General features: G+C 70.2%; 11 protein-coding genes and 1 tRNA gene. 10 read left to right on the top strand and 2 right to left on the bottom strand.

All coding sequences use genetic code 11. The features are described from left to right. The first annotated feature begins 194 nt into the window (after positions 1-194). Positions 195-1,634 (top strand): amino acid permease, encoded by a 1,440-nt coding sequence (locus tag ACIQZO_RS29160; RefSeq protein WP_403631785.1) that lies wholly within the window; start codon positions 195-197, stop codon positions 1,632-1,634. A gap of 60 nt (positions 1,635-1,694) precedes the next feature. On the opposite strand, the gene ACIQZO_RS29155 is transcribed toward ACIQZO_RS29160, so the two are convergent. Further along, entirely contained in the window at positions 1,695-2,078 is a 384-nt protein-coding gene (locus ACIQZO_RS29155; RefSeq protein WP_403631580.1) for a hypothetical protein, read from the bottom strand. Between the two features lie 101 nt (positions 2,079-2,179). On the opposite strand from ACIQZO_RS29155, the gene sigJ reads away from it, so the two are divergent. From sigJ to ACIQZO_RS29120, 7 genes are all read left to right on the top strand, one after another. After that, complete coding sequence (sigJ, locus tag ACIQZO_RS29150; RefSeq protein WP_403631579.1) at positions 2,180-3,097, top strand: RNA polymerase sigma factor SigJ; 918 nt, start codon at positions 2,180-2,182, stop codon at positions 3,095-3,097. Positions 3,098-3,963: 866 nt separating this feature from the next. Beyond that, positions 3,964-5,226 (top strand): hypothetical protein, encoded by a 1,263-nt coding sequence (locus ACIQZO_RS29145; protein WP_403631578.1) that lies wholly within the window; start codon positions 3,964-3,966, stop codon positions 5,224-5,226. Next, entirely contained in the window at positions 5,223-6,491 is a 1,269-nt protein-coding gene (locus ACIQZO_RS29140) for a Dyp-type peroxidase (protein WP_403631577.1), read from the top strand. The genes ACIQZO_RS29145 and ACIQZO_RS29140 overlap by 4 nt, the downstream gene beginning before the upstream one ends. A 50-nt stretch (positions 6,492-6,541) precedes the next feature. Continuing rightward, the gene (locus ACIQZO_RS29135; RefSeq protein ID WP_403631576.1) at positions 6,542-7,981 is read left to right on the top strand and encodes a hypothetical protein; all 1,440 of its coding nucleotides are present in this window, start codon (positions 6,542-6,544) and stop codon (positions 7,979-7,981) included. Continuing rightward, positions 7,978-9,420, top strand: a complete 1,443-nt coding sequence (locus tag ACIQZO_RS29130) for a radical SAM protein (protein WP_403631575.1) — start codon at positions 7,978-7,980, stop codon at positions 9,418-9,420. The genes ACIQZO_RS29135 and ACIQZO_RS29130 overlap by 4 nt, the downstream gene beginning before the upstream one ends. A 37-nt stretch (positions 9,421-9,457) precedes the next feature. Next, complete coding sequence (locus ACIQZO_RS29125; protein WP_403631574.1) at positions 9,458-11,347, top strand: ferritin-like domain-containing protein; 1,890 nt, start codon at positions 9,458-9,460, stop codon at positions 11,345-11,347. Next, positions 11,344-12,339, top strand: coding sequence for a hypothetical protein (locus tag ACIQZO_RS29120; RefSeq protein ID WP_403631573.1), 996 nt, complete (start codon positions 11,344-11,346; stop codon positions 12,337-12,339). The genes ACIQZO_RS29125 and ACIQZO_RS29120 overlap by 4 nt, the downstream gene beginning before the upstream one ends. 306 nt (positions 12,340-12,645) lie before the next feature. Here the strand turns inward: ACIQZO_RS29120 and ACIQZO_RS29115 are convergent. Then, positions 12,646-12,733 (bottom strand) — tRNA-Leu (locus ACIQZO_RS29115). Between the two features lie 167 nt (positions 12,734-12,900). Here ACIQZO_RS29115 and ACIQZO_RS29110 point away from each other — a divergent pair. Together ACIQZO_RS29110 and chpH are read left to right on the top strand one after the other, a co-directional pair. After that, positions 12,901-14,226, top strand: coding sequence for a M20/M25/M40 family metallo-hydrolase (locus tag ACIQZO_RS29110; protein ID WP_393851007.1), 1,326 nt, complete (start codon positions 12,901-12,903; stop codon positions 14,224-14,226). Positions 14,227-14,356: 130 nt separating this feature from the next. Then, positions 14,357-14,590: a chaplin ChpH gene (chpH, locus tag ACIQZO_RS29105; protein ID WP_030723300.1), complete on the top strand. Its 234-nt coding sequence runs from the start codon at positions 14,357-14,359 to the stop codon at positions 14,588-14,590. Positions 14,591-14,694: the final 104 nt, after the last annotated feature.

Raw genomic sequence — 14,694 nt, 5'->3', positions numbered from 1 at the left:
CCGACACCCGTTTCCAAGGTCGTCGGGGGCTTCGGCGTGCAGGGGGTGCTTTTGGAGGGGAGTGGAGCCTCATGGTCTCCTGTTGCGACCAAACCACCCGGATCGCAGCACAGGGGACACCACGCGGCTCCCCTGCGCGGTGGTCCGGGCACTGCCTTGTCCCACCCACGAAGGCGAAGTCCTACATGAGTGACCTGAGTGACCGCACCTTGACCGAGGCCCCCGCCCCGGCGCCGACCCGCCATGTCGACGCCGGCGACGAGGGTTACAGCAAGGACCTCAAGTCCCGCCACATCAACATGATCGCGATCGGCGGGGCGATAGGCACCGGCCTGTTCCTCGGCGCCGGCGGCCGCCTCGCTGGAGCGGGTCCCTCCCTCGCCATCGCCTACGCGGTGTGCGGTGTCTTCGCCTTCTTCGTCGTGCGGGCGCTCGGTGAGCTCGTCCTGTACCGCCCGTCCTCCGGCGCCTTCGTTTCGTACGCGCGCGAGTTCATGGGGGAGAAGGGCGCCTACACGGCCGGCTGGCTGTACTTCCTGAACTGGTCCACGACCACCGTCGCCGACATCACGGCCGCCGCGACCTACGCCCACTTCTGGTCGATGTTCACCGACGTCCCCCAGTGGATCCTCGCCTTCATCGCCCTCGCCATCGTGCTCACCGCCAATCTGATCTCGGTGAAGTACTTCGGCGAGATGGAGTTCTGGTTCTCGCTCGTGAAGGTGGCCGCCCTCGTCGTCTTCCTGATCGTCGGCATCTGGCTCGTCGCCACCAGCCACGACATCGGCGGCAACACCCCGGGCCTCGCCAACATCACCGACAACGGCGGACTCTTCCCCTCCGGCGTCCTCCCGATGCTCCTGGTGATCCAGGGCGTGGTCTTCGCCTACGCCTCCGTCGAGCTCTGCGGCGTCGCCGCCGGCGAGACCGAGAACCCCGAGAAGATCATGCCGAAGGCGATCAACTCGATCATGTGGCGCGTGGGCCTCTTCTACGTCGGCTCGGTCGTCCTCCTCGCCCTCCTCCTGCCCTACACGGCGTACAGCTCGGACCAGAGCCCCTTCGTCACCGTCTTCGACAAGCTCGGCGTCCCCGGCGCCGCGGGCGTCATGAACCTCGTCGTCCTGACGGCCGCCCTCTCCAGCCTGAACTCCGGCCTCTACTCCACCGGCCGCATCCTGCGGTCGATGTCCCTGGCCGGCTCCGCCCCCAAGTTCACCGGCGTCATGAACAGGGGCAAGGTCCCCTACGGCGGCGTCCTGTTCACCGCCGCGTTCGGCATCGCGGGCGTCGGCCTGAACTACTTCATGCCCACGGACGCCTTCGAGATCGTCCTGAACTTCGCCTCGCTCGGCATCCTGGGCACCTGGGGCATGGTCATGCTCTGCTCGCTCTTCTTCTGGCGCCGCGCGCAGCAGGGCCGCCTGGAGCGTCCCTCCTACCGCCTCCCGTGGGCCCCGTACACCCAGCTGGTCACCCTCGCCTTCCTCCTCACCGTGCTGGTCCTGATGTGGTGCGACGGCGGCGTCGGCCGCACCACGGTCCAGTTCGTCCCGGTGATCGGCGCCGCCCTGGTCGGCGGCTGGTACCTGGTCCGCGGCCGCGTGGCCGAACTCGCGGCAGCCCGCCGCTGATCCAACCGGCCCGTCCTGGGCCGTCTCTCCCGCAGACGGCCCAGGAAGCCCGCCCGCCGGTCAGAACCGGCGGGCGGACGGGCCGCGGCCCAGCGCCAGCAGGCTGAGGGCGAACATCAGGACGCCGAGCGGGACGTGGACCGACGGGACGCGGGCGATGCCCAGGACCACCTGCACCGAGGCCAGCACGAGGAAGCCCGACGCGTACAGGATCGGCCGCGGCGAGCCGCCGCCCGGCCGCCACGCCAGGACCGCGGCGAGTACGTACAGCATCGACGCCCCGTACATCACGCGCGCTCCCACGCCGTGCAGCAGCTCGCCGTGGGACGAGGACAGCAGCAGCCCGGCGGTGACCGCCTGGAAGAAGATCGCCAGGGTCTGCGTACCGACCGCGATCTGCAGGAACGTGATGGTGCGCGGCTTCTCCGTCGTCAGTGCGGCCATGATTGCGGCCCCCTCTTCTGCCTCACGGCGTAGATCGATAAGGTCTCGGTAGTTCGACGACGTGGCCCCGCCGAATGTGAGGCGGGCCGGGGGGAGTGGTCGTGAGCACGAGTACGTCGTCCGACCTGAGCGTGATCGTCGGCGAGCGCGGACACCTCACCAACCTCGCCTACCGGCTGCTCGGTTCGCTGGCCGAGGCCGAGGACGCCGTGCAGGAGACCTACGCGCGCTGGTACGCGATGCCGAAGCACCGGCAGGAGGCGATCGAGTCGCCCGGCGCCTGGCTGACGACGGTCGCCGGCCGCATCTGCCTGGACCTGCTCGGCTCCGCGCGGGCCCGGCGTGAGCGCTACGTCGGCGCATGGGTCCCCGAGCCGCTGCCCGACCGTACGGAGTGGACCGGCGGGCCGACCGAGCTTGCTGATCCCGCCGACCGGATCACGCTCGACGAGTCGGTGAACATGGCCTTCCTCCTCGTACTGGAGTCGATGACGCCGGCCGAGCGCGTGGCGTTCGTCCTGCACGACGTCTTCCGCTACCCGTTCGCCGAGATCGCCGCGATCGTCGGCCGGACCCCGGCGGCCTGCCGGCAGCTGGCGACCTCGGCCCGCCGGCGCGTGCGCGCCGCGCGGATCCCCACGGCGGCGGCTCCCGGGCAGGCGGGTCTGGTCCGGGAGTTCAAGGAGGCCTGGGAGGCCAGGGACATCAAGGCCCTGGTCGGTCTGCTGGCCCCCGACGCCGCGATGATCGCCGACGGCGGCGGGCTGGTCGGCGCCGCCCTGCGCCCGGTCGAGGGCGCCGAGCGCATCGCTCAGTACCTGATCCACATCGCCGACAGGGCCCCTGGACTGACGCTCCTGGAGCGGTCGGTCAACGGCCGGCCCGGCCTGGTCGCCCAGCACACCGGGGCCACGGTGACGGTGGCGGCGTTCGAGCTCACCGACGAGCGCGTCACCCGCATCTGGGCGGTCCGCAACCCGGAGAAGCTCGGGCCGTGGTCGCAGGCGGGCCGGCACTGATCACCCGGGCTTCCGCCCCGCGCACCGGCGCGATCCGGCACCGCACGACGAAAGAGCCGGTCAGAACGACTTCACGTCGTTCTGACCGGCTCTTTCTGGTCCATGGACCATGGTGGTCAACCGACGGTATCCGTTGACCTGTGACTTTGTGATACCCCCCGTGCTCCAGCTCCCGTGTCCATCAAGATCAGTTCCCAGGTCGCTGGTCAGCAGCTTCTTCCGGGTTTCGGCAGGGCATACCCGCTGTGGCTTGAGCGTGCCAGCGGCCCCACTCGGTCGCCATCCCATCGAGGTCGCTCTGGAAGTCGGTAGCAGGATCTCCGGTGCAAAACCCCACGACGGCCATGCGTTCGAGCTGATGTCTTGCTGGGTAGCTTGGCTCGTTGTGGTCGACGGGCTCGGGGAAGCCGACCACGAGGGACCTGTCGCCGCCCTCTGGCCGCCCCACGGGGCCGACCGCAGCTGCCCCAAGAGCGCCACACCCTTCGCCCACCCAGACCGGATGGTCACCAGTACGCGGGGTCGCCTGACCGTCGGTGGCCGTGAGGTCCAGCCCGGGGCCGAAGGCGGTGGCCGTACCGTGACGGCGCCGCTTCGCCCGGCGGCTTCCCGGCGCACGCTCTCCCATCCCCATGCGAGGTCCAGACGAGCGGGGGATGACGCCTTTACGGCTGTTGACCAAGGCGGAGACGGCCCAGGAGCGCATCAGGAACGGCATCGCGGAGCCGGAGCCGCGCCCGCTGGCCCGCCCCCCGCTCCGGGCGCGGCCTCGACGACCTGCCGCGTTCGTTCCGATACGGTGAGTGACGATTTCGTTCGCGCCACATGTCACCTGCGGGTCACGCGATCCGCCGGGAGGTGCCGTCATGCCTTCATCGTTCTCCGCACCCGGATTCGCCGACGATCTGAACCCTGGCCTCCTCGACCGCTGGAACGCGGTGATCAATGCAGAGTTCAACCGCATTGAGGAGGAACAGGGGGCGAGCAGGTACTTCACCCTACGATCCATCGATCCCGCCGCCCCCCGGCACGCCGTGTCCTGGTTCGGCAACCCGGCCGAGCCGGAGTTCTGCTTCGACCAGGCCACCGCCCGCAAACTCTGCGACTGGGGTGTCCGCGGACGACGCGGCCTGCACAACGAGTACTGCGAGTACGCAGTCGTCACCGCCCCGGACAGCCAGGGTCGGATGCGGCCCAAACGGGTGCAGGTGACCACCGAACTGTCCGAGTATTACCAGGTACTCGCCGAAGAGGACCCGGACCTGCTTCGCGAGACGCTCACGGAGACCCTCGGCACCAAGCCCCCTCACTGGCAGGAACTGTACGGGCCCGCAGTCGCCAACCCACAGCTACTCTCGCCCGCCCAGCGGCGGGTGGCGTTCGCCCGCCAGATGACCGGCCACGGGAAGCACACCGACCTGGCCAAGGCCGGTGTCCCGAGGGACCCGGACGGTTCCCTCAACGCCGTCAACGCCCTGTTCATGGCCCACCCCATCAACGGGCTCGACGACCTGATCGGCATCGTGGCATTCGGAGCCAAGCCCTACGCGCGCCGCACCGCAACGGGTGAGCTCGAGGCCGCCGGACGCGACCAGATCTTCCGCCAGGAGCCCTACCAAGAACAGCTGGCCTGCCGCAACGCCGACCCCGCCGCCGCCCTGGCCGCCGCCGGCGCGGCCTTCAAAGGGCAGACGGTCTCCTTCGCCGACCCGCTCGGCGTCTACATCCACGGATTCACACCCGACGTCTTCCAGTTCGAGGGCGGCCCCGTCCCGGCCGAGTGGATCCGCACCGGGCGGGGCAGGCCGGGACTGCACCAGCGGCTGGAATTCGGCCCGGCGGACGACGATCCGCACTTCCTCGACGAGATCACCGTGGTCGAGGGCGATTCGGAGAAGCTCGTGACCGGCGGCTACCAGGTCGTACGGCGGGTGGAGGTCGGCCCGGTGGTCACACTCGGCGCACCGACGGCCGTACCGGCGCAGGACTTCGTGGTACTGCCCGACCCGCCGGGGCCGATCCTCTGCCGGGAAGCAAGCGTGTGCCTCTCCGTGAGTGCTCTGAAACGGGACTTCGACGCCGCGACCGGGGGTCCAGGGCCCGTGATCGGCCCGCGAGGTCGGCGATGACCACCCTCCAAGACGGTATCTACCACGCCAAGGGCTGCCGCCCGCCCGGCCATCTCGCGCTCGTGTTCCTGCGTGCCAACCCCAAGGCGGACGCCTCGGCCGTCCACGGGGCGCTGCGCGAGGTGACCGCGCTGCTGCGCGGCCTCGCCGAGGGCCGCGTTGCCGAACTTCCCGGCCACTCCGTACCCACGGGACAGCTGAAGTTCCTCCTCGGGTTCGGCCCCAAGGCCTTCAAGGTCCCCGGTGCCCGGCTGAAATGCCCCGCCGCACTCGGCCCGAGTTTCCGCTTCCGCTCGCCCGACCTCGAGAAGGGGGGCGGGCCGTTGCTGGTCGGCGGGGGCCTCCCGTACGCCTCGGACGTCTTCCGCAACGACTCCACGGAGGAGTTCTGCCTCCAGCTCACCGCAAAGACCCAGCTCGCGGTCTCCCGCGCCGTGGTGGAGCTGTGGAAGCTGTTCGACGCCGGCCAGGACGGCGGCACGCGGATGCCGGAGCTGCAGATCACCGGCATCCACACCGGCTTCCAGCGCGACGACCTGCGCAGCTGGATCGGCTTCCACGACGGCGTGTCCAATCTCGAAAGCAGCCAACGGGAAGAGGTCATCAGCATCGGGGCAGCCGAGGCGGGCCAGGACACCTGGACCGTCGGCGGCACTTACCTCGTCTTCCTCCGCCTCGCAGTCGACCTCGGCAGATGGCACCTCCTGCCGCGCGCCCAACAGGAGCTGCTCGTCGGCCGCGACAAGCTCACCGGAGCCCCGCTCACCGACACCGATGCCGAGGGGCGACCCGTCCCGGCGGCCGGCTGCCCTGTCGCCGGCACCACGGAGGTGACCCAAGCCGGCAACGAGGACTTCCTCCAACCTGGGCCCACCGACGACCCCGTGCTGCTGGCCGCCCATGTGCGCAGAGCAAACCTGGCCGGCACCGCCGCCCCCGAACTCGGCGGCTCGCTCAGGGTGTTCCGTCAGGGCCACGAGTTCTTCGAACCGATCCCGGCCCCACCAGGTCCCCCAGGCGCACCCAGCTTCCCGGCCGCACCCAGCTTCCGGGTCGGACTGAACTTCATCAGCTTCCAGGACAGCCCCGACCGGGTGCTGCGCATCCTCACCCAGCGCTCCTGGCTGGGCAGTGTCAACTTCGGCGGGCAGCCCGGCCAGGACGGACCCGCCGGCCAGCTGCTGACCGTACGGGCGGCCGGAACCTACCTTGTCCCGCCCCGGCACGACGACGCCCCCTACCCGGGGTCCGAGGTCTTCGCGTGACCGCGCCCCCGCTTTCCGATCATTCCGACGAGAACGGAGACTCACTCACGGTGATCGAGAAGATCTGGCTCTACCCGCCCCTGGCCTTCGCCCGGCTGGGCCCGTCCCCCGAACCCTGCGAGAACTACCGCTACGGCGACAGCGACCTCAGTCCGCGGGGCACTGGCAAGACCGTCGTCCTGCCCGAACCCTCGCTTCACGTGGCCGAGAACGGCACCCTGACGGAGACACGGCCGCAGGGAAACCGGGTTCGGTTCAAGGATCCCGAGGACCCCGAGGACCCCGAGAACTCCGCCAAGTTGTTCCGGCCCGTGTGCCCCTTCTTCGAGGTCCACGGCACCTGGACCATCGACGGGCAGCCTGATTCCGGGGCGATCACCACCGAGGTACTGGACGCCTTCAACCTGACACCCGGCAACGTGCGATGGACGGTGGAGGTCGCCAACCTCAAGGCACACCACTGCACCGGCGCACTCGGCGACCGGATCGAAGCCAAGGCCGAGATCCTGGGCAACCAGCACACCCGGCACCCCCTGCGAGGACGTTCCCCCCAGGGGGCCGCCCAGCGCCTCGTGCCGCAAGGGCAGCACGTGCCGCTGGGCTCCATCCAGATCCCGCGCCCGAGTGCGGCCTTCCCCCAGCTGCGACTGCGCTTCACCCCCGCCGCGGGCCTGGTCTACGGGCCCACGAACCTCCTGCAGCGCACCGACAGGTATCCCCTGCCCGCCGAAAGGCTGATCCTCTCGCCGAACTCCCCCTGGTGCTCCTTCACCGGCGCGGGCGATCCGCGGACCGTGCCCGGGGGCCTGTTCGCCGGGGCGAGCGAAGCCGTGGACGGCGGGGTCTCGTTCGGTCTCGTGGACGACGTCTGCGACGGCCTGGTCACCGTCGAGGTCGGCGGGCTGACCGCCCACGCGCGGGTCGTCGTCACCCCGCCCGATTTCGCACCCGACCGCAGACCCTTCACCTCACTGGCCGACGGTCTCACGGACCGGGTGCGGCGTGCGGAGGCCCAGGACCCCGCGTACGTCTCCGGGGATCCACAGATGACAGCGCTCGAGGTACGGGACCTGTTCGAACGGGTCCTGGAAGCCATGGACGCAGTCAACGTGGACGCCCAGAACGATCGCGCGGGCCTCATGAACATGGGCCGCAACCCTTCGGAGGCGCAGGCCGAGCAGGCCCGTGCCCGGATGTTCCCGGTGCCGGAAGCTCTCGAAGGCGTCACGCTCCCGCTGACCGAACGGGGCCGGCGCAAACACCGCCGTTTCGTGGCGCTGGAGGTCCTGGAAGACATGATCCGCGAACAGCCGGATCTCATCCGACGCTTCATCAGGAATCCGGACACGCAGCCAGGCCCGTTCGACCGGCGCATGCCGGTCGCGGTGCGCGGATCCGACGGCTTCCCCATGCACTTGACCCGCCGCCAGTACGACCTGCTGGTGGCCTGGGCCAACTCGCTGCAGGCCACGGTCGAGGAGGGGACATGAGCGTGCTGCTCCAGATCGGCCGCCGCCCGCCGGAACCCGAACCGCGGTCGGACGCCGGAGCCGGCCCGCTCGGGCTCGGAGCCGAGGCCAAGGTGTTCCGCAGCGCCCACGGCGCCCACCTGTTCGTCGCCGACGGCAGCCGGATCTACGACCTCCCGGACGCCACCGCCGCCCGCCTGGAGGCCTGGACGGCGGCCGCCCGGGACCCGGGACAGGACGCCGCCCTAGCCGCGGAACTCGGCCTGCCGATGTGGGGCGGGGAGGGCCTTCCGGGCCCCCGGATCGACGGCACGCCGGCCGAGATCCCGCCACTCGCCTCCCTCTCGCTCAATGTGATGCAGGCCTGCAACCTCAGCTGCGGCCACTGCTACGCCGACGAGGGCCGGTTCGGCGGAACCGCCCGCGCCATGCCCCGCGAGACCGCCTTCGCCGCCGTGGACCGGCTCCTCTCGGAGGCCGCCCCTGGAGCCGGCGTCGTTGTCGGTTTCATGGGTGGCGAGCCGCTCCTCGCCCGCGAACTGGTACACGAGGTGACCCGGTACGCGACCCGGGCCGGAGCCGACGCCGGGCACGTCGTCCGCTTCGCCCTCACCACCAACCTCACTACGGTCCGGCCCGAGGACGCCGAACTGTTCGCCGCCCACCCGTTCACCGTGGCCGTCAGTCTGGACGGCGACCGGGCGGGGCACGACGCCCTGCGACGGTCGCCCGGCGGAGGCAGCGCGTACGACCGGCTGCGGGCCGGTCTGGAGGTATTGGAGCGACACGGCCGGCCGCGCCACCTCTCGGCACGCGTCAGCGTGACCCCGTACACCGGGAGGCTGGTGGACATCCTGGAGCACGGCATCGGCCTGGGCTTCGACGAGGTCGGCTTCGCGGCGGTGGTCAGCGCGCCGACCCCGGAGTACGAGATCGACAGGGCCGCCTTCACCGGCTTCCTGGAGCAGATGATCGTGTGCGGGGAGGCGGCCTTGAGCGCGCTGTCGGCCGGACGCCCTTACCCGTTCGGCAACTTCCAGACCGCGATGTACGAGCTGCACGCGGGCGGGCACCGCCCCTACCCCTGTGGCGCGGGTGCCGGGTACCTCAGCGCCTCCGCCGAGGGCGGTCTGTACGCCTGCCACCGGCTCGTGGACGACCCCGCCTTCCGCATGGGTTCCGTGGCCGAAGGCCCCGACCAGGCCGCGCGGGCCGACCATCTGGCGGCCCGCCATGTGGACCGGGCCGAGCCCTGCCGGTCCTGCTGGGCCCGCTACCTGTGCGGCGGCGGCTGCTACCACGAGGTCAGCCGGCGCGGCCGGCCCGGCTGTGACTACATCCGCGGCTGGCTGGCCTTCTGCTTGCGTGCCTACGTCGAACTCGGGCAGGCCGCTCCGGAGTTCTTCCAGCAGACGGCGGTGTCCGACCTGCCGGCCGATCCGGCGGCCCTCGCCCGCTGACCAACCGCCCGCATCCGCCCGGCCGAAGGAGCCGACCATGAACAACCCGGTCCCCGAGAACCCCACTCGCTCCGTACCCCACGGGAAGATCTTCCCCCGCAACCTCACGGCCCGCGCCGACCACGTGGTGCGCGGAAACCCGGCCGGCTCCCGCCCGGAGAGCGGAGTCGACAACTGCTTCCCCGGGCTGGAATTCGACCAGCGCAACCTGGACAAGTGCTTCTTCCCCGGCCTGACCGTCGACTTCCACCACGACCGGGGCGCGCGGGTGATCGCCGTCGCCGACGGTGCCGCGAGCGTTCTAGACCTCACGAGCGACGACCTGCGGGTGACGGAGCAGGCGCCATGGCGGCTCCATCTCTGGGCGGTATGCGGACGGACCACCGTGGACCAGACGGAGGATCAGGCCCGCGTGCTCGCCGCCCGCGGCCTCGACGGCATGTCGATGTGGCGCTTCGTCCACGACTTGCTGCCGGGCCGGATCGCCATCCGCCTCGGGCCCATGCCGGGGAGCATTTCCCCGGCCGAGAGCGGAGGAAGCCTCAATGCCTCGCGGACGGCGAACAAGAGCGAGGTGGTGCGCGACCGGAACACCGGGGCAGTGATCAGTGCCGTCCTGGTCGCCGACCGGGCCGACTACCTCACCCCCGACGGTGTCATCGACCCTTCGGTGTACCTCCCGGGCGACCTCACCCGGAGCCTGTGCGCGCCCTGGCAGTACGACTTCCGCGAATGCGGCTGCTTCTACTGGGCCGCTTCCAAACCCGATATCTCCGCCAGCCCCGACGGGCGGTTCCATCCCCTCAACTTCCAGCGCAGCGACCGCACCTTCCCGCCGAAACTGGACGAAGCCGCCTACGGCCCGCGCAATGATCAGGAGCTCGACCATCCCGCGCTGATCACGAACTGGAACGTGCTGCCCGTCGTACTCAACGGCCGTGAGGACGACAGCGAGGGAATCCCGGACCCGCTCGGACTGGCTCCGCAGCCTCGCGAGGTAGTGGTCGAGAAACTGGAGCGGCTCGCCGTAGTCGAGCACGCACTGTGCCTGGAGTACCTCTACGCGCACTACTCGCTGAACGCCCCGCTCGTACTCGACCCGGGCACACCTGCGGACGCGCCCGTCCGGAAGTTCTTCGCGGCGGCCCAGGAGGTGTTCGCCGTCGCGCAGGACGAGATGCGTCATCTCCGGTGGGTCAACGAGATTCTCGGCGTACTGAAGCGGCCGATCATCCTCGACCCACCCACCAAAGACTTCAAAATCCAGGAAGAATCCGACACGACGTTCAAGTTGGAGCGGCTCGACCGGGCGCAGCTGGACTGGTTCATCAAGGTGGAGGAGACCAGCGACAAGCTCAATCCGGAGGGCATCGACGGGATGTACGTCCGGCTGCACGAAACCATCATGAATGAGCAGGAGGTTCCGTACCCTCAGGCCGACCGGCTCTCACACCTCATCAAACTGATCATCGACGAGGGAGTCGACCACTTCGAGCGGTTCAAGAAGGTCAAGGCACACCTCGCCGGATTCACCGAGGCCACCTACCTGAGGACGCTGACGCAGAACCCAACGGCTCCTCTGGACCAGCGGCTGCTCGAACTCGGCGACCAGAACTACGCAATGCTCCTGGGCATGCTGAAGGAGACCCTGGAGCGCGGAGACAGATCGGGCGGGGTCGTGATCGAACATTCCCGGCAGGTGATGACCGACTTCCACGAGGTCAACCACCTGCTCGCCTCGCGCGGGGTCGCCCCCCGGTTCAATGGGCCCGGGCCACTCGGCGGCCGTCAGGCCATCTTGGACGCCGCGCAGGCTGCCATGACGTTGCAGCAGACCATTAGCTCACTGGACGGACCCGCCCTCCGCGCCATGATGACCCGCCACCAGGCCAACACGCAGGCGCTGATCAACGCACTCACGCCGTGACCGTCGCCATCGCCATCGCCGGATCCGGACTGGCCGAACTCACCTGCGCCTGGCTGCTCGCCTCGCGCGGCCACCGGGTCCGGCTCCGGCCCCGCCCCGCGCACGGCCCCCGCCCGCTGCTGCTGGGCGAGGACACGCTCACCCTGATGCGCTCCCTCTGGGGCACCGGGCCGTCAGGCGAAAATCACCGACTGACCCACCGCCACGTCCGCTGGGCCCCCGGGCCGCCCGACCCACCGCTCGCGCAGCCGGCGACAGTCGTGGACGGCGCCCTGCTGTGCTGGCAGCTCCTCGACCGGCTCGCCAGGCACCACCCGCACACCGTCGGGCCTGACGGCCCCGATACGCCGCACTGGACGGTCACTGCCGACCCGCCGCCCGGACACGCCGGCGAGCACTGGACGGCTGGCCGTCGGCACCTCCTGGCAGGCGAGGCCCCGCTCGCCCCGGGGCAGGACGACACCACGGCACGCCTCGACCGCACCGACCTCGCCTGGCTCCACCTCACCCCGCTCGGCAACGGCCGCGCCCTGCTCCAGGCGATAGTCCCGGGCCCCGTCGCACGCCCCACTCACCTGCTGGGCCGGCTCTTCACCGCATCCGCGCTGGCCCCTCGCCTCCTGCACCCCCCGGAGACCGCGGTGGCGCTGCCCGCCGCCCCCCGTCTGCACCCCTTCCCGGCCGCCGCCCCGGCCGCCCGTACCCCAGGCACGCTCCTGGTCGGCGCGGGCGCCATCCGCTACGACCCGCTCAGCGGCACGGGCACCGCGCAGGCCCTGCGTACGGCCATCCTGGCAGCGGCCGTCATCGGATCCGCAGCGGCCGGCACAGACCCCGGCCCGCTGTGCGCGCACTACACCACCCGTCTAAGGACCGCGTTCCACGAGCACCTCGCCACATGCGCCCGCCTCTACCCCCAGGCGTTCCCGGACCCCTCCTGGCAACACGAGCTCAACGCCTGCGGATGGCGCGGCGCCCTGCTGCCGGGGTGACGGTCGGGCAGAGCCTGCGTCTCGGCGTGCCCTCGCGACGCGCCGGAAATCCCGGGCCAGTGGCCGGAACGGCGGCCATACCGCGCCGACATGCGGCCGCCCACTGGCCGTTAGCGCGACTGGACCCCCAAGGGTTACCTTCCCGCCCCCAGCCCCGAAAGCTGATCCCCCCGAGCCCCACCTGACCAGCAGAAACAGATTTGGCCCCCTGCGGACCGCAGGGGGCCAAATCACGTCTTTCCAACAACAGAGCCGGTCAAAGCGACATTGTGTCGCTTTGACCGGCTCTGTTTGGTCGATTGACCATGGTGTCCGAGGGGGGACTTGAACCCCCACGCCCGATAAAGGGCACTAGCACCTCAAGCTAGCGCGTCTGCCATTCCGCCACCCGGACAAGGTGTCTGTCTCGCGTCCCTCACGGGCCGTTCCGACGTGGAAAACATTACCAAACATTCCGGGGTCCTCGATCGCACCCCCCGGCGGCCGGGGATCGCCCTTGGGCGGAGCGGTCCTGAGCGGGAGGATGGGGATGTTCGGTACTGATCAGTGGGAGGAAGCAGCGTGAGCGAGTCGAGCGCGGGCAGGACCGTCTCCGGCGAGGACGAGGTAGTCGACCTCTGCCGGGACCTCATCCGGATCGACACCAGCAACTACGGAGACCACTCGGGTCCCGGAGAGCGCAAGGCGGCGGAATGGGTCGCCGAGAAGCTCGCCGAGGTCGGGCTGGAGCCGCAGATCTTCGAATCGCACAAGGGGCGTGCCTCGACCGTGGCGCGGATCGAGGGGGAGGACCCCTCGCGGCCGGCGCTGCTCATCCACGGGCACACCGACGTGGTTCCGGCCAACGCCGCCGACTGGACCTACGACCCGTTCGCGGGCGAGATCGCCGACGGCTGCGTGTGGGGCCGCGGCGCCGTCGACATGAAGGACATGGACGCGATGACGCTGGCCGTCGTACGCGACCGGATGCGCAGCGGCCGCAAGCCTCCGCGGGACATCGTGCTGGCCTTCCTCGCCGACGAGGAGGCGGGCGGCATCTACGGGGCCCGGCACCTCGTCGACAAGCACCCGGGCCTGTTCGAGGGCGTCACCGAGGCCATCGGCGAGGTCGGCGGCTTCTCCTTCACGGTGAACGAGAACCTGCGGCTCTACCTCGTGGAGACGGCCCAGAAGGGCATGCACTGGATGCGGCTCACCGTGGAGGGCACCGCGGGCCACGGATCCATGACCAACAGCGACAACGCCATCACGGAGCTCTGCGAGGCCGTCGGCAGGCTCGGCCGCCACCAGTGGCCGGTCCGCGTGACCAAGACGGTGCGCAGCTTCCTGGACGAGCTCTCGGACGCGCTCGGGACCCCCCTGGACCCGGACAACATGGACGCGACGCTCGCCAAGCTCGGCGGCATCGCCAAGATGGTCGGCGCGACCCTGCGCAACTCGGCCGCCCCGACGATGCTCGGCGCCGGCTACAAGGTCAACGTCATCCCCGGCCAGGCGACGGCCCACGTCGACGGCCGCTTCCTGCCGGGCTACGAAGACGAGTTCTTCGCCGACCTCGACCGCATCCTGGGCCCGCGCGTGAAGCGGGAGGACGTGCACGGTGACAAGGCGCTGGAGACGGACTTCGACGGCCGGCTGGTGGACGCCATGCAGGGCGCCCTCAAGGCCGAGGACCCGATCGCGCGGGCCGTCCCGTACATGCTCTCGGGCGGTACGGACGCCAAGTCCTTCGACGACCTCGGCATCCGCTGCTTCGGCTTCGCACCGCTGCAGCTGCCGCCGGAGCTGGACTTCGCCGGGATGTTCCACGGTGTGGACGAGCGGGTGCCGGTCGACGGACTGAAGTTCGGCGTGCGGGTGCTCGACCGATTCATCGACAACGCCTGAGATTCGCGAAGGTGTGCGCATTCCACTGAGAAGAGTGAATGCACTCATACGCTCGTAGCCCCGGTGATCCCTCCTCGTTACAGGTGTTGCGGTCCGCGGCTGGGACCGCAATTGCCTACTAGGAGGAACAATGATCAAGAAGGTTGTCGCCGCTGCGGCTGCCACTGGTGGCCTGGTTCTCGCGGGTGCGGGTCTGGCTGCCGCCGATGCGGGTGCGCAGGGTGCGGCCATCGGCTCGCCCGGTGTCCTGTCCGGCAACGTGCTCCAGGTCCCCGTCCACGTTCCCGTGAACGTCTGCGGCAACACGGTCTCGGTGATCGGCCTGCTGAACCCGGCCTTCGGCAACACCTGCGTCAACGCCTGACGCGTCTGAAGTCTTCGGCCCCGGAGCGCATCCCAGCGCTCCGGGGCCACCGGGCTTTCCGGCCCGGATTTCTCTCACTTTCGGCGTACCAGGCGGGGGAGCCA

The sequence above is a fragment of the Streptomyces sp. NPDC097617 genome (assembly GCF_044761485.1).
Lineage (GTDB): Bacteria > Actinomycetota > Actinomycetes > Streptomycetales > Streptomycetaceae > Streptomyces.
This window is presented reverse-complemented; position numbering and strand designations above follow the sequence as displayed.

Bases quoted from the DNA above. Each gene is read 5' to 3' on its own strand.
- ACIQZO_RS29145 (WP_403631578.1), top strand. From the start codon at position 3,964: ATGCCTTCATCGTTCTCCGCACCCGGATTCGCCGACGATCTGAACCCT.
- ACIQZO_RS29140 (WP_403631577.1), top strand. From the start codon at position 5,223: ATGACCACCCTCCAAGACGGTATCTACCACGCCAAGGGCTGCCGCCCG.
- ACIQZO_RS29125 (WP_403631574.1), top strand. From the start codon at position 9,458: ATGAACAACCCGGTCCCCGAGAACCCCACTCGCTCCGTACCCCACGGG.
- ACIQZO_RS29155 (WP_403631580.1), bottom strand. From the start codon at position 2,078: ATGGCCGCACTGACGACGGAGAAGCCGCGCACCATCACGTTCCTGCAG.
- ACIQZO_RS29130 (WP_403631575.1), top strand. From the start codon at position 7,978: ATGAGCGTGCTGCTCCAGATCGGCCGCCGCCCGCCGGAACCCGAACCG.
- chpH (WP_030723300.1), top strand. From the start codon at position 14,357: ATGATCAAGAAGGTTGTCGCCGCTGCGGCTGCCACTGGTGGCCTGGTT.